This is a genomic window from Ensifer sp. NPDC090286 (assembly GCF_044769565.1).
Classification (GTDB): domain Bacteria; phylum Pseudomonadota; class Alphaproteobacteria; order Rhizobiales; family Rhizobiaceae; genus Ensifer.
Map to the genome: position 1 here is coordinate 72,293 of NZ_JBIVYF010000003.1, position 18,222 is coordinate 90,514.

Genomic DNA, 18,222 nt, shown 5'->3' on the forward strand with positions numbered 1-18,222 from the left:
CCCCTGCAATACCAGATTCGCGCGCTTTAGGCGGCGGCCGCCAACAACAATTAAAATGCTGTTAGCAACATCTTCATCGGGCGGCGGGGGATAGATCGAACATTCTGGAAACCGAACTGCAAGACGTGATAGTTGTATTTGCAGACGCCCTCAATTCAGAATGAACAGACGCGACGACGACGCCGGCAGACCTTGCAACGGCTGAGACGCGGTTGCCGGTGCCGCAGTCGCTGGCGGCAGGCACGAAACAGAAGACCACACATCGAATGGGCGGGACCCGCTTGGAACGATCTCGCATAGTCGTCATCGCCAGTATCCTGGCTGCCCTCGGCGCGATCCTGCCGATGCTGGCAGCCTATTACCTTTCCTGGTCGATCGCCGTGCGTAGCGAGCAGGCACGGCTTGCCCGCCTCGCCGACTATGCCATCATGCGCGCCGACGCCGCGCTCGATGAGGCGTCGCGGGCGCTGAAGACAGCCGACCGGCTCGACCTTCCGCCATGCATGGCCACGCATATCGCGGCGCTGCGCTCGCTGGTCGTCAACACCACCGCCATCGAGGACATCGGCTATTTCGAGAACGGGCTGCTCAGATGCACCTCGTGGGGCTACCCGCCGCGACGCCTCACCCGCGCACCACCTGCCGATTTCTTCGCAAGCAACGGCGTCGAGGTCATCCCGCGGATGTATCCGACAATCAGCACCGGCGCGCCCATGACGGCTTTCCGGTACCGCTCCTATACGGTGCTGACCAACCCGGTCCGTTTCGTGGACGTGATCGCAGAGCCCGGCACCCGGCTTGCAGTCGCCACCAAAAACGGCGTGCTGGTCAGTACCCTCAACGATCCTGACCCACGGCTCACGGAGCAGCTTGCCGATCTTCCGAAGACCGGCAGCAATGCCGACGACCTCTTTGCAACGTCACGGGACGCCAACTGGATCGCGGTCGCCACTGCGCCCAGTATCGCCATTCTCAGCGACATGGATCGGGAACGCCTGCTGCTGCTGCCGGGCGGGGCGCTGGTCGCGGCGCTGATGGTCGGGCTCGTCGTCTGGCTGTCCCGGCGTCGCCTGTCGCCGCTCGGCGAGCTTTCGATTGCCGTGCATCGGCGCGAGTTCATCGTGCACTACCAGCCGTTGATCGAGCTCAAGACCGGCATCTGCGTCGGCGCGGAGGCTCTGGTGCGCTGGCGACGGCCGGATGGGCAGATGGTCCGCCCGGATCTGTTCATCCCTCTTGCGGAGGAAAACGGGCTGATCGAGGAGATCACCGATCAGGTCCTCTATGCGACGATCGCCGAGCTGAAGAGCGTGCTCGTCGCCGACCGCTCGCTGCACATCGCGATCAACCTCGCCGCCGATGATCTGAAATCCGGGCGCATCCTGCCGGTGATCGAGACGGCGCTTCGAAACACCGGCATAATCACGGAACAGATCTGGCTGGAGGCAACCGAACGCGGCTTCATGGACGTGAAATCCGCCCGGACGACGATCGAGGAAGCGCGCCGGCGCGGCCACTCGGTGGCCATCGACGACTTCGGCACCGGCTATTCGAGCCTGCAATACCTGCAGGAGCTTCCGCTCGATGCGCTGAAGATCGACAAGTCCTTCATCGACACGATCGGCACCGATTCGGCCACCAGCTCGATCACACCGCATATCATCGACATCGCCAAATCGCTCGATCTCTACATCGTCGCCGAGGGGATCGAGCGGCAAGAACAGGCCGACTATCTCATCGAGCGGGGCGTGCAATATGGCCAGGGCTGGCTGTTCTCCAAGGCGCTGCCGGCGGCCGAGTTCATCGCCTTCTACAACGATAGCAAACGCAGGCTCGGGGCCGGGCCGGCGGTGATCCGCCGCGAAATCGCTTGAGACCCGTCACGGGACGGGCGCCGGCGATGTTTGCGCGCGCGGTCGCGCATTCCTATATAGTCGCCGCAACGACAGGAGACTTTCATGACGACCGTAAAGACGCCGAAAGTGGTGAAAACCGATGCGGAGTGGCGGGCGCAGCTCTCGCCGGAGCAGTATCGCATCACGCGAGAACAGGGCACCGAGCGTCCATTCACAGGTCCGTTCCTCAGCAACAAGCAGACCGGCACCTACGAATGCGTCTGTTGCGGCCGGGCGCTGTTCCGCTCCGACACCAAGTTCGATTCCGGTTGCGGCTGGCCGAGCTACTTCGCCGCGATCGACGATCAGGCGATCCGCGAGATCGAGGACCGGTCCCACTTCATGGTGCGCACGGAAATCCGCTGCGCCGATTGCGACGCCCATCTCGGTCACGTCTTTCCCGACGGCCCGCCGCCGACGGGGCTTCGCTATTGCCTGAACGGCCATGCGATGACGTTTACCGAGGATTGACACCGGAGCCTGGAAGGAGTGGCATGGGGTGCTGTTCCGCCGGGAACCGCCCCGTGGCGCCAACCGCGCTAGAAGTGATAGATCGAGCAAGCGAGAGGAGGTCCGCATGCTACGCATCCTGACTGCCCTCGCCTTGCTGCTCCCTTCCGCCCTGACGGCGTCGGCGGCAGAGGATTGGGTTCCCTACGCCAACGCCCGATTTGGCTATGTGCTCGACATTCCCCCCGGCTTCGAACTGCAGAGCGAGGGCGATAATGGCGATGGCGCGAGTTTTCATGCCAGCGACAACGGCGCGACCCTTTCGGTCTTCGGCAGCACGCTCATGGACGGTGACTTCGAGACGGACGTCAACGATCGCATGGGTTACGAGCGGGAGGGTGACTGGCGGATTTCCTATTCCCGCGTGACGGCGGCCTGGGCGAGCTTCTCGGGCGCGCGCGGTGACGAAGTCTTCTATACCCGCGCGATCGCGCTCTGCGACGGCAGCGCCGCCTATTTCCGCCTGCAGTACCGCAAGACCCGGCTCACCAGCTTCGACGGCGTGATTTCGCGCATGGCGGAGGCCCTGAGGCCTTCGGAAGGCTGTCAGCATCCACCGATCGCCGCTGCGGCCGGCGAAGCGCCGAACTGATCGCCCCTCAGGACGCGGCGCTGAAACAGGTCAGCACGGCCGAATAGTGCACCGCAGCCCCTGTCACGACGAAGCCGTGCCAGATGGCGTTCTGGAAGCGCAGCTTTTCCCACACATGGAAGATCACGCCGGCGGAATAGATGATGCCGCCGATCAGGATCAGCACGAGCGTCGTTGCCGTCAGCGCCGACAACAGCGGGCCGACGGCGAGCACGCCGCTCCAGCCCATGGCGAGATAGAGCAGGATCGCCAGCCGGTCGAAGCGCCCCGGAAAGAGGCACTTGATGGCGACGCCAAGTCCGGCGATCGCCCAGATGCCGATCAGCATCACGAACAGGAACGGATCATCGAGGCCGCGCTGCAGGAACGGCGTATAGGTGGCGGCAATCAGAACGAAGATCGAGGAATGGTCGAAGCGGCGCAGGAACCACTTGGTGCGTGAAACCGGGTAGAGATTATAGAGAAAGGAGATCGAGAGGGTCGCAAGAAGCCCGGCGCCATAGACGGCCGCGGCGGCGAGCTGCCCGGTCGTGCTCCATAGCGTTGCGTAGAAGATCAGCGCGGTCACGCCAACCAGTGCAGCCGCCAGGCCGATGCCATGAACGATGCCGTCGGCAATCAGTTCCGAGCGGTCATAGTTCCATTTGACGCCTGCGAATTCCACGTCTTCCCTCTCCCCGAGCCTTTTCTTCGCGAGCGGCGCGCATGCCCGTCGCACCGCAACGTTTCCACCATCCTGCCACAAGGCTTCGCTGCCGCAAAGAAGTAGCGGCGCGGCAAAAGCATCAACTTTTGCAACGCATTACAACAATCCCATAACAAATCTGCGAAGTTTGGAAGCAGACTTGCCCAAGGCCGCGGCGATGACCACATGAACGGCCGGAACACGCCGATCGGGAGGATCATCATGTCAGTCTTGCGCACCCCTCAGCCGGAGGAAGCAAACGTGCTCAGCGACCTCTGCCTGCGATCGAAGGCTGTTTGGGGCTATGACGAGGCTTTTCTTGAAGCATGCCGACCGGCCTTGACGCTCACGGCCGACGACTGGACGGATTCGGACCTGCAGGTGGCCACGGACGGCGGACGCATCGTCGGCCTGGCGCAGGTCCGCGGGAGCGGCAACCACGTCGAACTCGACAAGCTGTTCATCGAACCGGAAGCACGGGCGGCAGGCATTGGCCGGCGGCTTTTCGACTGGTGCGTCGCCGCGGCGCGCCGGCGTGGCGCAACGGTCATGACGATCGACGCGGATCCCGGTGCCGCCGACTTTTACCGCCGTATGGGGGCAGTCGATGACGGGGTCGTCGCGTCGAGCGTGATCCCCGGGCGGTTCCTGCCCCGGCTGAAAGTGGATTTGGGGAGCGGCACGACCGCCTGACGTTACCGCCCGCCGCGGGCGACCTCGGCGGCGCAGTCCTGACAGAGCGGGGCATGAGGCACGGCCTGCAGGCGCGCCGCCGAAATCGGCAGGCCGCAGCGCACGCAGGTTCCGAAGGTGCCGGCGGCGATCCGATCGAGCGCGGCGTCGATCCCGCGGATTTCCTCCTGGCCCGCAAGGCCAAGGCCTTCGAGCACCTCGTCCCCTTCCCGCTCGGTCACCCGGTCCGGGACATCAGCGTTCATCGGCTCATCGAGATCGTGCTCGATCTTGACCAGACGCCCCTGCAGTTCCGCCTTGCGGCGGGTCAGGCGGTCGTGAAAGTCGTCAAGCCCATGTTTGTCCATCTTAAGACTCCTTGGCGGTGGCGGCGCGAAGGTCACGCGCCGCATGCGCTCTTGTTGTTCGTGGCTTACCGGTCGACGAGAACGGCGCAGGGGCAATGGCTGACGACCCGGCTTGCCGTCGATCCGATGAAGTAGTCGATGAGACCCGGCCGATGGGATGCGATGATGACGAGATCGGCGTTTTCTTCGCTGGCAAAGGCGTTGATGGTGCCGGCGGCCCCGCCGGTGCGGATTTCGATGCGGCCCTTGATCCCATGCTTGGTTTTAAGCGCCTCGAGCGTCTTCAGCGCCTGCTTGCGGGATTCCTCGACCATTTCCAGCGGGAAGTCGACGATCATGTAGCCTTGCGCATAGGCGTTCAGGTCCTCGACGACATTGAGCAGGATAATCTCGCCCCCTTCATCGATCAGCTTTTCGGCAATGCCAAGCACGGACTCGCCGTGTTCGAGCTGATCCATGGCAATCGGGACGATGATCTTCTTGTACATGCTGTACTCCTTCTGTTGCCCACGCGGATCGCCAGGCTGCTGCCACAGGCCAATCCCTCGTCTCAAGATTGCGCCTCGACGGCATCTTCGGCTTTGATTGAAATCAAATCGAAAGCGCTGCGCGCGCATGGCCCCACTCGAAATGAGGTAGGGCGACGACAATCACTGTCAACGCGCGTCGAACACAACATCAAGTGACTGACAGTCTTCCGTGAACGAACGAGGCGGCCCATATTCCGAGCAGTTTCGACGAAACTGAAACGGCGAACCGGCCGTAGCTTCTATGCCAAGGAGACCGAGATGACCCAGCAGGAGACTTTCCACATGCCGACCGACCATGCGCTTGCCATGCCCGCGCATGTCGAGCATGCGCATCTGGTCGTCCAGGACCTGCCGGCCGTTTCCGCCTGGTATCAGAAGATCATGGGCCTGAGCCGGATTGAAGCCAGCAAGAGCGGCGAGACGCTCGGCGTCAATGGCCGCCCGCTGCTGACGCTGACGACCGAGGGCAACGCCGCGCGGGCACCGCGCAACGCACCCGGCCTGTTCCACAACGCCTTTCTCGTGCCGAGCCGCGAAGAACTCGGCCGCTGGCTCGCCCATATCGCACACAACAATGTCCGGCTGCAGGGCGCGTCCGACCACCTGGTCAGCGAGGCGATCTACCTTGCCGATCCCGAAGGCAACGGCATCGAAGTCTATCGCGACCGACCGCGGGCCGATTGGAGCTTCAAAGGCGACGGCACCGTCGGCATGGATACGCTGCCGCTCGATCTGCAGGCGCTCTACGACGAAGCGCCCAAGGACAATTGGGGCGGCATGGCTGACGGGACGGCCATCGGCCATATCCACCTGCAGGTTTCCGATATTCCTCAGGCCGACGCCTTCTTCCGCGACGTTCTGGGCCTGGGGCTGATGGCACGCTATCCCGGCGCGAGCTTCTTCGGCGCGGGCAAGTACCACCATCACGTCGCCGCCAACATCTGGAACTCGCGCGGCGCGCCGAAACGCGAAGGCCACATGACCGGACTGTCGGACTACACGATCCAGTACAAGGAGCCGGCTGAACTCACGGCAGCGCTTGGGAAGCTCGAAGCGCTGGAAATCGCCGTCAGCCGCAACGGCAATGGCCACAACCTCGTCGATCCCTGGGGCATCGGCCTCAAGCTCGTCGCCTGATCCTCTCTCCCAGGCCACAGGCGCCTTTGCGCCCGTGGCAAACTTGCCGGCCGCAGCCGCCTCAGGCGCTGCGGTCGTATTTTTGCTGGGCTTGCAGCACGGCCTCTATGTTCTCCTCCGCCCAGTGCGTCAGCGCCGCGACCGTCGAGGTCAGTGTGCGGCCGAGCGGCGTGATCGCATATTCCACCGTCACCGGCACCGTCGCAAAGACGCTGCGGCTGACGAGCCCGTCCCGCTCCAGCTTCTTCAAGGTTTGCGACAGCACCTTCTGCGAGACGCCGTCGATCTCGCGCTTCAACTGGTTGAAGCGCACCGGCTGTTCATCGAGCTTTCCGAGCACCAGCACGGCCCACTTGTCGGCAAGCCTGTCCAGCACCAGGCGGGTCGGACAGGTCTGAATATAGACGTCGTACTCCATCGGGCACCCCATCGCGGTTTCCGGGCGGAAACCATGTCACCAAAAACTGCCTCCTTTACAGCATTTTCCCGCACGAATATCTAGTATCCATTCGCAACATGGTTTCATTTGGATACTTAGGAGAAAACGATGGCAGGCAAGATTCTGGTTCTCGGATCGAACGGAACGATCGGCAGCAAGGTGGTACGGGGACTGGTCGCGCGTGGCGAGACGGTCAAGGCCGCGTCCCGCAAGGCGACAGCCGTCGACGGCGCGGAAGCCGTCGCCTTCGACTACGAGGATGCTGCGACCTTTGGCCCGGCGCTCGAAGGCGTCGACCGCCTGTTCGTGCTGACACCGGCGGGATATCTCGATCCGGTCGGGCTGGTCGGACCGATCATGACCACCGCTGCCGCGCGCGGCATCAAGGTTGTGCTGATGACCGTCATCGGCGTCGATGCGGACGACAACATCCCCTATCGCCAGCTTGAGTTGCAGCTCGAGAAAACCGGGACGCCCTTTGTCATCCTGCGGCCGAACTGGTTTTCCGACAATTTCCAGAGCTACTGGATAGAAGGTATCCGCCACGGCGCGATCGCGGTTCCGGCGGCCGAAGGCAAGACGAGCTTCATCGACACCCGCGACATCGCCGAAAGCATCGTGGCAGCGCTGACGAGCGACACCTTCAACGGCCGCGCCTTCAACCTCACCGGGCCGGAAGCGCTGAGCTATGGCGATGCGGCAGCGATCCTGTCGCGCGTGACCGGCAAGCCGGTCGCCTACACGCCGGTCGATGACGGGACCTTCGTCGGCATGCTGGTCGGCGCTGGCGTGCCCGAAGACTACGCCCGCTTCCTCGCTTCGATCTTCCATCCCGTGCGCGAAGGCTGGGTGGCAAACCCGACCGGCGATGTGAAGACGCTGACCGGCCACGAGCCGCACAGCCTGGAAACCTACGCCAGGGACAATTCCGAGGCCCTCAAGGCCTGACCGGCCCCACACGATGGCCGCCCGTCCACACCCGGGCGGCCTGCGTCAACACGCCGCTGGATAGTTTGCCGACAACCGATCAATAAACTTGAGTATTATACTCACATATTTTAACCGCATGCCCAACCGGCCTCGCCCAAGGCCGCATACATGCGGAGTTAATAATATGAAAAATAAGAATTTTCTTGCGGCTGCCCTGGCAAGCAGCACACTTCTTTCGAGCCCTGCGCTGGCGGTGGATTTTCGTCCGCAGGCGGAAATCGAAGGCGGCTTCTTCAGCGGCGGATCAGCTGCCGGCGGCGGCTTCTTCCTCCCCTTCGTGCTCGATTCGGGCAATGCGATTTTCATCGATACACGCGGGACCATTGCCAATGACTCCGTCCGCCAGGGCTCCATCGGTGCGGGTTATCGCTTCCGCGCCAACGACCAGTGGATCATCGGCGGCTACGGCTATTACGACTATCTGAAGAGCGACTACGGCAATTCCTTCAGCCAGCTGTCCTTCGGCCTCGAGGCGCTCAGCGGAGACCTCGAAATGCGCAGCAACTTCTACCTGCCATTGACCGGCGCCAAGACGCTGAGCGCCTTCAATACCGCCTATGTGCGCGACCACGTGCTCGTCTTCCAGGAAGGCAAGGAACGGACGCGGCGCGGCATCGACGCCGAAATCGGCGGGCGCCTGCCTGTCTTTGCCGAAGACTCCAACGTTCAGCTGAAGGTTTTCGGCGGCAGCTATTGGTACGGCGGCCGCAACCTCGGCGACATGTTCGGCGCCAAGCTGCGTGCAGAACTGACCTTTGCCGACCTGCCGGGTCTTTCCGAGGGATCGACCGTCTCGCTCGGCGTGACCGGCACCTATGACAACGAGGACAAGCTGAAGGGCGCTGTCATGGCACGGCTGCGCATCCCGTTCGGCGCGACCGGCTCGACCGCCGACGCCTTTGATCCGATGACCCAGCGTGTCGAGCGCGCCACGCGCATCCGCACCCATGCCGGCTCCACAGGCGACGTCGAGGCCGCGCAGCTTGCCGGCACCAACCGTAACGCTGGCCGGGTGGTGACCGTTTCATCGGCCTCGGGCAATGCCTCCGACATCAACGCCCTGATCGGCGCTGCCGGCGCCGACGCGCTGATCCTTGCAGACGGCAACCTCGGTCTCGACCGGACACTCGCGCTCGGCAACGGCCAGACGCTCCTTGGCGGCGGCGGCGCAATTGCCGTTAGCGGCGCGCGCAGCGGCGCGACCGCAACCTTCATCAACCGGGGCGCGGCCACCACGATCACCGGTTACAACCCGGCCCAGGACGTCATCGCCATGGCGTCGGGCAGCACGATCTCGTCGCTTTCGGTCCGCGGCGGACTTGCTGGGATATCGGCGACCGACGCCAAGGGCGTCACCGTCGACAATGTCGATATTGCTGCAACCAACCATGACGGCATTCGCTTCACGCGGGTCGATGGCGCGCTGGTCCAGGACAGCCGTATCCACGACCTCTACATCTGCGAAAACAACACGACCTGCGAATTCTCGATCTACAATCCGAACAAGGCGCCTTATGCCGCTGTCAGCTCCGTCGGCAGCCGCAACGTGACGGTGCGCGATACTGTCATCGACAAGGTCACCTATGGGGTCTTTGCCGGCGGCGAGTTCAGGAAAGTCGGACGGACCGACTACGAACTGGTCACCGGCACGCAAAACGTCACGCTCGATAACGTGACGATCAGCAACTCCCGCCGCGAAGGCGTGCTGCTCGTCGCCGGCAAGGATGTCAGCCTCAACCGCGTGACGGTCGACAATGCCAAGCAGGACCGGGACATGGATCTCGTGGTGCTGCAGGGCACCTCCAATGTCGCGATCAACGACATGCGGCTCTTTGGCGGCATCAACGGGCTGATGCTGGTCTCGAGCCCGAACCTCGATGCGACGACGACCAACGTCAACGTCAAGGGACTGACCGTCGACGGCACCCGCAACGCCGGCATCTTCTTCAATCCGGTCTCGGGGATTTCGCTCGAGGACGTCAAGGTAACGAATGCCGGCACCTATGGCGCCTTCATCTACGGCAACGAGTTCGAGTTCCTTGGAGGACCGGTGCGCGACATCGTGCTGAAGAACATGACCGTCGACAAGGCCGGGAAGGCCGGCCTCTACTTCTCGGGCCCGGCCGAAGACGTCACCGGCAATGTCAGCGTGACCAACACGCCGAAGGATTGCCTGCTCGACAACGGTTGGTCGGCTGGGACGATCACCCAGTCGCCGGGCTCGGTTCTGACCGTCAACGGCGTCAAGCTCGACCAGGGCAACGCCGCGGCCCGTTGCCGCTGATAGCCGAAGCCACGCCCGGGCGACCGGGCGTGGCTCTTTTTGCCGGTTTGCTTCGGTGCACTATGCCGGGCGGTGGCATTCGAAGGTGACGACATGGTCACCGTCCTTTGGAGCACGGCCGAAGGTGTAGTCGCCGGAAACGACGAGATCGACGAAGCCGGCCGCCTGTAGCGTCAGCGCCATTTCCTGAACGCCCCACCAGCGCATGGTGAAGAATTCAAGCTCGCTCGACTCCAGCCGACCCTCTTGCCAGAGGTCGTAACGCAGGTGGGATACGGTCGTCTGACCGATGATGTCGGTCTTCACCCGCTGGCTGGTAAGGGTCAAAAGCTCGCCCGCCTCCGTCTGCCAGCTGCGCACATTCGGCTGCAGGTCCGCGACCATGTCGCCCGGGTAGAGATCGAAGATCAACCGACCATCCGGTGCCAGGTGATCGTAAAAGCGCTTCAATACGGCCGATGCCGCTGCATGATCGGCGATCAGCTGCAAGGAACCAGCGGGCACGACAATCGCCTCGAAACGCTTGTCATAGGTGAAGCTCTCGAAGGTCTGGCGCGACAGGGCCGGCGCTAAGCCGCGGCCAGCACATTGGGCGAGGCAATAGTCGAGCATGTCCTGCGAAGCATCAAACCCGGAGACATCGAAACCGGCCCCCAGCAACGGGATCAGCGCTCGACCGTTGCCAACAGCCGGTTCCAGGATCGGCCCACGACGGCCGTCGAGCCTCTGCCGGTAATACTCGATGTCGCCGAAGGACTTTCCAATATATTTGTCTAAATTATAAACATGAGAGGCAAGTCTACCATAGGTATTGTTCACGATACCTCAGCTCCCGATAACACAAAGCAACGCCGCGTCTTATACGGGAATACGTGACCAGGGGTTGTTGTTTGCCGGCCACGCCTACGGTTTATCGTCGCCGACCAAACGCGTCAGAAGCGCGCCGGCCGGATGAACTTGCCGTAGACCCAGCCCTCCTGCCAGTTTCCATTGCGTTGCGGATCGTGCCAGATCTGGCACCAGGTGGCTCGCACGGCCTGGCGCTGGGCAGAAACCGACCAACGGGCGATGCGCTTCAGATCGACGCCGTTCATGCAGCGGCCGGTCATCTGCAACTTCGTGCCGTTGGGATAGCCGGCGCGGATCGCCGAGGAGGAGGATGGCCAGGCCCGCGCGTTGAGCACGTCGTTCCAGTCGACACCCGACACTTCCCAGGCGGCGAACGTGCTTGCGGTGGCGGGAAGTGCAGCGGAGAGCGCCCCGGCCAGGATGGCCGCCGGCATCAGTTTGTTGAACATACCCATCTCGATTGCCCCTTGGTCAGGCCGCCGGTTGTTGCGGCAGGAAACAGAATGCGGCCCCTCGCCTGAATTGCAACTGAATGGATTTTACGACGGGAATGCCGCCCCTATGCGAGAACGACCTGAGCGAAGCCGCCCGTCCCGGTTTTCCGGGACGGGGCTTTGTCAGCCTGGCAGGCGGCAGACGACGCCGACAAGCCGCGCGACCACGGGGCGGACCATGAGCACGCAGAAAAAGGCGACGGGCATGGCAAGCGCGTAGGAACCGAGCACGCGGGCCGGGTAGCCGGCGTCGATGCCGGTGTTGGCGCCGACGATGACGCAGCACATCAGGAACGCCATGATCGCCGACATGAAGAAGGCGAAGGCAATGGGCGCCGCGCGCGGCGGCAGCTTGCGGCTGCGCGCGAGCCGCGGCGCCGATAGGGTATCTTCCATCGGAAGTCTCCTGGTTTGATCGAGGGGACCACCCCCTCGTTTCTGGCCGCACTATACGGATCGCGTCTTAGCCAGGTAGACCATTGCAGCCTTGTTCAGAAACAGGCAAAACCATCGAATAGAGGTTTTTATTCGATGGATTGAATTATGGACACTTTGCGCGGCGTCGAGAGTTTCGTGAGAAGCGTCGAGGAAGGCAGCATCGCCGCGGCGGCGCGAAAGCTCGGGATTACACCCGCTTCCGCGAGCCAGAACATCGCCCGCCTGGAACGCACGCTCGGCAGCCGGCTCTTGAGCCGTACCACGCGCCAGCTGGGCCTGACCGAGAGCGGGCGGATTTACTACGAGCGGGTGCGCGGCGTCGTACACGAGCTGGAGCTTGCCGCCGCCGCCGTATCGGCACTCAGCGCCGAGCCACGCGGGCCGCTCAAGATTGCCTCGTCCGTCGCCTTCGGCCGGCATGTGGTGGCACCGCTCGTTCCCTCCTTCGCCGCCAGGTACCCGGATGTCTCGATCGAGCTCGTCGTCACCGACCGGGAGATCGACCATATCGGCGAAGGCATCGACATCAGTGTGCGCTTCGGCCTGCAGCTCGAACAGGGGCTGATTGCCCGCAAGCTTGCCTCCGTGCCGATGATCATCTGTGCAGCCCCCGCCTATCTGGAGCGACGCGGCCGCCCGCAGCGGCCGGAAGATCTCGTGCACCACGATTGCCTCGTCTACCGCTACGCCGGGCATGGTCGGATCTTTCGCTGGGCGTTTACCCGCGACGGCTTGCGCTTCGAGCCGGAACTGAAGGCGACGATCGTCAGCAACGATATCGACACGCTCGCCGAGATGGCGATCGCCGGCGCCGGCATCACCCGGCTCGGCGCCTTCATCGCAGCGCCCTTGATCGAACGCGGGCTGGTGGTGCCGCTATTCGGCGAACTGCCGCAGGAGGGATTGGCCAGCACCGACCACGAGCCCTTCGACTTCTACGCCTGTTTTGCCGACCGCCAGGCGCAAACGCCGAAGGTGCGCGCGTTCATCGAGCATGCGGTGCAGAGCCTGAAGGGGCGGTGGTAGGGTTTACCCACCGGTGACCGGGACCGCAGCGGCAGCCGTTTCCTTGCGCACGACCTCGACGCCTCGCCGCTGCTTCAGCCGATAGCCGACCTCGACGATGGCGTGGATGGCCGGGATGAACTCCGCGCCGAGCTCACTGAGGCTGTATTCCACGGAAGGCGGCGACGTTGGCATGATCCGCCGCTCGACAGCGCCCTTCTCCTCAAGCTCCTTCAACCGCGTGCTCAGCACCTTTGCGGAAATGCCGGGCACGTCGATCCTGAGTTCGCTGAAGCGGCGCGGGCCGGCGCTCAAGGACCAGAGAATGTTCGGCGTCCATGCGCCACCGAGCAGCACCATGCACTCGCCGACCGGGCAGTTCGGCGGCAAGGCCGCAGCCCGATTTTTCCGAATTTTCAAGCTCATGGGCAAAACTTTCCAGTTACCGCCGGGAAACCGGAAAGGGAGGTAACATAAGGTTATCTGATATACAAAGGTTATCGCTTCGGCTTAGGTTCCACCGTCCTCGACAAACGGGCAATCATTTCAGAAGGAACCAGATCATGAAGCTCTATTACGCCCCCGGCGCCTGCTCGCTTTCCCCCCATATCAGCCTGCACGAGGCCGGCGCCGACTTCGAGATCGTCCGGGTCGATACCAAGACGCATCGCACCGAGACCGGTTCGGATTACAAGGCGGTCAATCCCAAGGGTTACGTGCCGGCGCTGGTGCTGGAAGGCGGCGAAGTCGTTACCGAAGGTGCTGCCGTGGTACAGTACATCGCCGATCGCTTTCCGGCGGCGAAGCTTGCGCCTGAAAACGGCACGCTGGCGCGCACCCGCCTGCAGGAACAGTTGAACTTCATCGCATCGGAACTGCACAAGGCCTTCTCGCCGCTGTTCAACCCGAACGCATCCGCCGAGGCAAAGGAGGCAGCCACGCTGCAGGTGGCGAAGCGCTTCAGCCATGTCGAAAGCCTGTTTGCGGACGGGCGCCCTTACCTGCTCGGGGAGGACTTCTCCGTCGCCGACGCCTATCTCTTCACGGTCGTCAACTGGAGCGGCGCCACCGGGATCGCGCTCACGCAATGGCCGCACCTCGCCGCCTACATGCAACGGATCGGCGCACGTCCCGCCGTGCGCAGCGCAATGCAGGCGGAAGGCCTGGTCGCGGCATGAGTGCGTCACCGAAGGATCCGCAGTTTACAGCCGTCATCGACGTCCTCCAACGCTACTTCGACGGACTCTATCGCAGCGATGCCGACATTCTCAGGCAGGTCTTCCACCCGAAGGCGCTCTATGCCACCGCGACAGACGGAACCCTGCTCGAACTCGACATGGACAGGTACTTTCCGATCGTCGAAAAACGTCCCTCGCCCGAAAGCCGAGGCGAAGCGCGCATCGACCGTATTCTTTCGATCGAGTTCGCCGGCCCCGTAACCGCGTTTGCCAAGGTGCAATGCGCCATCGGCGAGAAGGCCTTCACCGACTTTTTGTCGCTGGTCTTTCTTAACGGCCGCTGGCAGATCATCGCCAAGGTGTTCCACTATGACATCGCATCAGCGCAATAGGAGAAGCTTGTGCCCTACGTAAACATCAAGATCACCCGCGAGGGTGCAACCGCCGAGCAGAAAGCAGCCCTGATCAAGGGTGTCACCGATCTACTCCAGACCGTGCTCAACAAGGATCCCGCCACCACGTTCGTCGTCATCGACGAAGTGGCGCTTGAAGACTGGGGTGTCGGCGGGCTGCCAGTCGATGCGTATCGACGAAAAGCCAAGGAAAAATCCTAGCCGAGCGACGCCCCTTGCCCGCTGCGGGCAAGGGGCGATGCGGTCGTCCGATGGCACACCGGCCGTCGGGCCACCGCTTTGCGCTTGATCGCTTTCGACAGGGTCTCTATCTCATTGTCTCCCGCCGCATTGATCCCGGAGACGTATCTTGTCCGTATTCAGCAACCTCCCCAAAGCTCCCGTCGCCGCAAAGAAGCCGGTCAGCGACACGCGCCACGGCATTACCCGCACTGACGACTATGCCTGGCTGCGCGCGGACAATTGGCAGGCGATGTTCAAGGATCCCTCGATCCTCGATCCGGATATCCGCAAGCATCTGGAGGCCGAAAACGCCTACATGAACGCGGCGATGGACGACACGAAGGCACTGCAGAAGACGCTGTTTTCCGAGATGCGCGGCCGCATCAAGGAGGACGACAGCTCGATCCCGGTCAAGGACGGTCCGTTCGCCTATGGTCATGCCTATGTCACCGGCGGCGAACAGCCGCGCTACTTCCGCATTCCCCGTGACGGCGACCACAAGGACGAGGCGATCCGGCAGTTGCTGCTCGACGGCGACAAGGAAGCGGAAGGCAAGGCCTATTTCCGCCTCGGCGGCCTCGACCATTCGACCGACCACCGCCTCGGCATCTGGGGCTATGACGACAAGGGTTCGGAGTATTTCACGCTCCGGGTGCGCGACCTAGCAACGGGCGAAGACCTGGCAGACGTGATCGCGAACACCGGTGGCGGCGGCGCCTGGGCGCCCGACGGCAAGAGCTTCTTCTACACGGTGCTCGACGACAATCACCGCCCGTCGAAGATCTTCCATCATATCCTTGGCACCGCCCAGGCCGACGACCGGCTGGTTTTCGAGGAGACCGATCCCGGCTTCTTCATGTCGGTCGGCGGCTCGCTGCTCGACGACTTCATCTACATCGACATCCACGATCACGAGACCAGCGAGTACCGGTTGCTCTCGACCAAGGATCTTCTGGCTGAGCCGAAGCTCGTCGCCGAGCGCGTCACCGGCCTCAAATATGCAATGACCGAAGGCGGCGACGTCTTCTACATCCTCACCAATGCCGATGGCGCCAAGGACTTCAAGATCGTCGAAGCGCCGGTTACGGCACCGGGCAAGGAGAATTGGCGCGAGGTGGTGCCGCACAAGCCGGGCACGCTGGTCCTCAGCCACATGGCCTATGCCCGCCATCTCGTCTGGTTGCAGCGCCGCGAAGGCTTGCCGGAGATCGTCATCCGCGACCGCAAGACCGGCGAGGAACATGCGATCGCCTTTGCGGAAGAAGCCTATTCGCTCGGTCTTTCGGGCGCTGCCGAATACGACACCGACGTCATCCGCTTCTCCTATTCCTCGATGACCACGCCGTCGCAGCTCTTCGACTACAACATGGCGACGCGCGCGCGCACGCTCTTGAAGACCCAGGAAGTGCCTTCGGGCCACAACCCGGACGACTATGTCACCCGCCGCGTCTTCGCGCCCTCTTGGGACGGCACCGACGTGCCGGTGACGCTGCTTTACCGCAAGGACACGCCGCTCGACGGAACGGCACCCTGCCTGCTCTATGGCTATGGCGCCTATGGCATCACTATTCCGGCCGGCTTCAACACCAATTGCCTGTCGCTTGCCGATCGCGGCTTCGTCTATGCCATCGCCCATATCCGCGGCGGCAAGGATCGCGGCTTTGCCTGGTACGAAGACGGCAAGATGGCCAAGAAGACCAATACCTTCAAGGATTTCATCGCTGCCGCTGACTATCTGAATCAACAGAAGTTCACGTCCTACGCGAAGATCGTCGCAGAAGGCGGCTCGGCCGGCGGCATGCTGATGGGCGCGATCGCCAACATGGCGCCGGAGAAGTTCACCGGCGTTATCGCGGCCGTCCCCTTCGTCGACGTGCTCAACACCATGCTCGACGACACCCTTCCGCTGACCCCGCCGGAATGGCCGGAATGGGGCAACCCGATCGAGAGCCGGGAGTTCTACGACATCATCGCCGGCTACTCGCCCTACGACAATGTCGAGGCGAAGTCCTACCCGGCGATCCTGGCGCTCGGCGGCCTCACCGATCCGCGCGTCACCTATTGGGAACCGGCGAAGTGGGTCGCGCGGCTGCGTGAGAAGACGACCGGCAGCGCGCCGATCCTGTTGAAGACTAACATGGATGCCGGCCATGGCGGCGCGTCGGGCCGCTTCCAGCGGCTCGAGGAAATCGCCTTCGAATACGCCTTTGCCATCAAGGTCGCCGGCAAGATGTAAACGGATCGGGATGAGGAACCTGTTTGCGGGTTCCTCGTCCCTTTCTCACCTGACCCCGGAGGTCCCGCCATGCCCGTCCACGTCGCCCTGCTGCGTGCCGTCAATGTCGGCGGTACGGGATCGCTTGCAATGGCCGACCTCAAGGCGATCTGCGAGGGGCTCGGCTTTGCCGGCGTCAAGACCTACATTCAGAGCGGCAACGTGCTGTTCCGCTCCGATCTGCCGGCGGCAGAAGCAGCCGCAATGCTGGACGGCGCCCTTCAGGAAAAGCTCGGTAAGGCGCCGGGCGTAATGATCAGGAGCGGCGCGCAATTGCAGGCGATCGCCGATCAGGCACCCTTCCCGAACGCCAAGCCCAATCTGCTGCTTGTCGTTTTCCTGCGCGAGCCGGCACCATCCGACGCGCTCGACAAGCTCGTGGCACCCGATGGCGAAGAAGCCCAGGTTGCCGGAACTGAGATCTATATCCACTTCCCGAACGGCTCCGGCCGGTCGAAGTTCAAGCTGCCGGCGGCCAAGTCCGGCACGGCGCGCAACCTCAACACGGTGCGCAAGCTTGCTGCGATGGCGCTTGAGATGGAAGGCTGACGCTCCTCAAAGGCGCCGTTCCGAACGGAAGACCGCTTCACACTTTTCCTGGAATTGCTCACGCCGTCGGCTGGAACAACAACCGGACGAACGACCGCAGCACCAGCAGTTGCTGTGGCAGGCTTTCAGGCTGCTTCAGCGCCTTCGACAGGATGATGCCGCCTTCAAGCACGGTCGAGACCATATCGGCCAACTGGTCGACGTCGAGCGGTTCGCGTGGCCGGTAGACTTGCATGATCGCCTCGAACATCGTGCCAAAACGCCGACGCCACATCAGCGCCGCCTGCCGGTTGATCTCCTGGATCTCGCGATCGAAAGCGCGCTCCTGCGTGCACATGACCGCGACCAGGCAACCGGGATGGCCGTTCGGCAGGTCGGCGAGAATTTCCGACAGCATCTTCAAGCCCAGGAGAAACGCCTGCAGCGGGTCGTCGGACAGTTGATGGGCGCGGCCGAATATCTCGTCGTAGATGCGCTCGTCGTTCTCGATGTAGCGCTCGAGCAGAGCCCGCGCGAGCTCGTTCTTGTCGCGGAAATGATAGAAGAATCCGCTCTTGGTGATGCCGGTTTCGGCGATCAACTCGTCGATCGACGTCGCGCCGAACCCCTTGGCAAGCACCGCCGCCTCGGCAACGTCGAGGATTCTGGCGCGCGTTTCCTCACCCTTTCGCATTAGCTGCTCCCTACCATTGGTACG

At 63.0% G+C, this 18,222-nt stretch carries 22 protein-coding genes; 13 read left to right on the plus strand and 9 right to left on the minus strand.

Going from position 1 to position 18,222, the window contains the following annotated elements; translation table 11 throughout:
- Positions 1-281 precede the first annotated feature (281 nt).
- The 3 genes from ACIQUG_RS15560 (at position 282) to ACIQUG_RS15570 (ending at position 2,997) form a co-directional block, all read left to right on the plus strand.
- Complete coding sequence (locus ACIQUG_RS15560) at positions 282-1,874, plus strand: EAL domain-containing protein (protein WP_402323084.1); 1,593 nt, start codon at positions 282-284, stop codon at positions 1,872-1,874.
- 84 nt (positions 1,875-1,958) lie between these two features.
- The gene (msrB, locus tag ACIQUG_RS15565) at positions 1,959-2,366 is read left to right on the plus strand and encodes a peptide-methionine (R)-S-oxide reductase MsrB (RefSeq protein ID WP_192447476.1); all 408 of its coding nucleotides are present in this window, start codon (positions 1,959-1,961) and stop codon (positions 2,364-2,366) included.
- Between the two features lie 106 nt (positions 2,367-2,472).
- Positions 2,473-2,997, plus strand: a complete 525-nt coding sequence (locus ACIQUG_RS15570) for a hypothetical protein (protein WP_052201899.1) — start codon at positions 2,473-2,475, stop codon at positions 2,995-2,997.
- 7 nt (positions 2,998-3,004) lie between these two features.
- On the opposite strand, the gene ACIQUG_RS15575 is transcribed toward ACIQUG_RS15570, so the two are convergent.
- Positions 3,005-3,661, minus strand: coding sequence for a hemolysin III family protein (locus ACIQUG_RS15575; protein WP_043620113.1), 657 nt, complete (start codon positions 3,659-3,661; stop codon positions 3,005-3,007).
- Positions 3,662-3,868: 207 nt separating this feature from the next.
- On the opposite strand from ACIQUG_RS15575, the gene ACIQUG_RS15580 reads away from it, so the two are divergent.
- The gene (locus ACIQUG_RS15580) at positions 3,869-4,375 is read left to right on the plus strand and encodes a GNAT family N-acetyltransferase (RefSeq protein WP_402323085.1); all 507 of its coding nucleotides are present in this window, start codon (positions 3,869-3,871) and stop codon (positions 4,373-4,375) included.
- A gap of 2 nt (positions 4,376-4,377) precedes the next feature.
- On the opposite strand, the gene ACIQUG_RS15585 is transcribed toward ACIQUG_RS15580, so the two are convergent.
- Positions 4,378-4,722 (minus strand): TraR/DksA C4-type zinc finger protein, encoded by a 345-nt coding sequence (locus ACIQUG_RS15585; protein ID WP_043620115.1) that lies wholly within the window; start codon positions 4,720-4,722, stop codon positions 4,378-4,380.
- Positions 4,723-4,787: 65 nt separating this feature from the next.
- A complete protein-coding gene (locus ACIQUG_RS15590) occupies positions 4,788-5,210 on the minus strand; it encodes a universal stress protein (protein ID WP_043620117.1) in 423 nt (140 codons plus the stop codon).
- Positions 5,211-5,510: 300 nt separating this feature from the next.
- Between ACIQUG_RS15590 and ACIQUG_RS15595 the strand changes: the two genes are divergently transcribed.
- Positions 5,511-6,389: a VOC family protein gene (locus tag ACIQUG_RS15595; RefSeq protein WP_402323086.1), complete on the plus strand. Its 879-nt coding sequence runs from the start codon at positions 5,511-5,513 to the stop codon at positions 6,387-6,389.
- Between the two features lie 61 nt (positions 6,390-6,450).
- Here ACIQUG_RS15595 and ACIQUG_RS15600 read toward each other — a convergent pair whose 3' ends face one another.
- Entirely contained in the window at positions 6,451-6,819 is a 369-nt protein-coding gene (locus tag ACIQUG_RS15600) for a winged helix-turn-helix transcriptional regulator (RefSeq protein ID WP_402323087.1), read from the minus strand.
- Positions 6,820-6,936: 117 nt separating this feature from the next.
- Between ACIQUG_RS15600 and ACIQUG_RS15605 the strand changes: the two genes are divergently transcribed.
- Both ACIQUG_RS15605 and ACIQUG_RS15610 read left to right on the plus strand, forming a co-directional pair.
- Positions 6,937-7,776 carry an SDR family oxidoreductase gene (locus tag ACIQUG_RS15605; protein WP_402323088.1) on the plus strand — a complete coding sequence of 280 codons (840 nt, stop codon included), beginning with the start codon at positions 6,937-6,939 and terminating at the stop codon, positions 7,774-7,776.
- A gap of 166 nt (positions 7,777-7,942) precedes the next feature.
- Positions 7,943-10,102: an inverse autotransporter beta domain-containing protein gene (locus tag ACIQUG_RS15610; RefSeq protein ID WP_402323089.1), complete on the plus strand. Its 2,160-nt coding sequence runs from the start codon at positions 7,943-7,945 to the stop codon at positions 10,100-10,102.
- A 60-nt stretch (positions 10,103-10,162) separates the two neighbouring features.
- On the opposite strand, the gene ACIQUG_RS15615 is transcribed toward ACIQUG_RS15610, so the two are convergent.
- The 3 genes from ACIQUG_RS15615 to ACIQUG_RS15625 form a co-directional block, all read right to left on the minus strand.
- The gene (locus tag ACIQUG_RS15615) at positions 10,163-10,921 is read right to left on the minus strand and encodes a methyltransferase domain-containing protein (protein WP_402323090.1); all 759 of its coding nucleotides are present in this window, start codon (positions 10,919-10,921) and stop codon (positions 10,163-10,165) included.
- A 113-nt stretch (positions 10,922-11,034) separates the two neighbouring features.
- On the minus strand, positions 11,035-11,400 hold the full coding sequence (locus ACIQUG_RS15620) for an SH3 domain-containing protein (protein ID WP_402323091.1): 366 nt from the start codon (positions 11,398-11,400) through the stop codon (positions 11,035-11,037).
- Positions 11,401-11,568: 168 nt separating this feature from the next.
- A complete protein-coding gene (locus ACIQUG_RS15625) occupies positions 11,569-11,841 on the minus strand; it encodes a DUF2798 domain-containing protein (RefSeq protein WP_192447482.1) in 273 nt (90 codons plus the stop codon).
- Positions 11,842-11,988: 147 nt separating this feature from the next.
- Here ACIQUG_RS15625 and ACIQUG_RS15630 point away from each other — a divergent pair, with 147 nt between their 5' ends.
- Positions 11,989-12,909, plus strand: coding sequence for a LysR family transcriptional regulator (locus ACIQUG_RS15630; protein ID WP_402323092.1), 921 nt, complete (start codon positions 11,989-11,991; stop codon positions 12,907-12,909).
- 3 nt (positions 12,910-12,912) lie between these two features.
- Here the strand turns inward: ACIQUG_RS15630 and ACIQUG_RS15635 are convergent, their stop codons facing one another.
- Complete coding sequence (locus ACIQUG_RS15635) at positions 12,913-13,314, minus strand: winged helix-turn-helix transcriptional regulator (protein ID WP_402323093.1); 402 nt, start codon at positions 13,312-13,314, stop codon at positions 12,913-12,915.
- 137 nt (positions 13,315-13,451) lie between these two features.
- Between ACIQUG_RS15635 and gstA the strand changes: the two genes are divergently transcribed.
- The 5 genes from gstA (at position 13,452) to ACIQUG_RS15660 (ending at position 17,525) form a co-directional block, all read left to right on the plus strand.
- Entirely contained in the window at positions 13,452-14,066 is a 615-nt protein-coding gene (gstA, locus tag ACIQUG_RS15640) for a glutathione transferase GstA (protein ID WP_402323094.1), read from the plus strand.
- On the plus strand, positions 14,063-14,458 hold the full coding sequence (locus ACIQUG_RS15645; protein WP_402323095.1) for a nuclear transport factor 2 family protein: 396 nt from the start codon (positions 14,063-14,065) through the stop codon (positions 14,456-14,458). Before gstA ends, ACIQUG_RS15645 begins: the two co-directional genes overlap by 4 nt.
- A 9-nt stretch (positions 14,459-14,467) precedes the next feature.
- A complete protein-coding gene (locus ACIQUG_RS15650; RefSeq protein WP_402323096.1) occupies positions 14,468-14,680 on the plus strand; it encodes a 4-oxalocrotonate tautomerase family protein in 213 nt (70 codons plus the stop codon).
- A 148-nt stretch (positions 14,681-14,828) separates the two neighbouring features.
- A complete protein-coding gene (locus ACIQUG_RS15655; RefSeq protein ID WP_402323097.1) occupies positions 14,829-16,937 on the plus strand; it encodes a S9 family peptidase in 2,109 nt (702 codons plus the stop codon).
- Between the two features lie 69 nt (positions 16,938-17,006).
- Positions 17,007-17,525, plus strand: coding sequence for a DUF1697 domain-containing protein (locus ACIQUG_RS15660; protein WP_402323098.1), 519 nt, complete (start codon positions 17,007-17,009; stop codon positions 17,523-17,525).
- 58 nt (positions 17,526-17,583) lie between these two features.
- On the opposite strand, the gene ACIQUG_RS15665 is transcribed toward ACIQUG_RS15660, so the two are convergent.
- Positions 17,584-18,198 (minus strand): TetR/AcrR family transcriptional regulator, encoded by a 615-nt coding sequence (locus ACIQUG_RS15665; RefSeq protein WP_402323099.1) that lies wholly within the window; start codon positions 18,196-18,198, stop codon positions 17,584-17,586.
- Positions 18,199-18,222 lie beyond the last annotated feature (24 nt).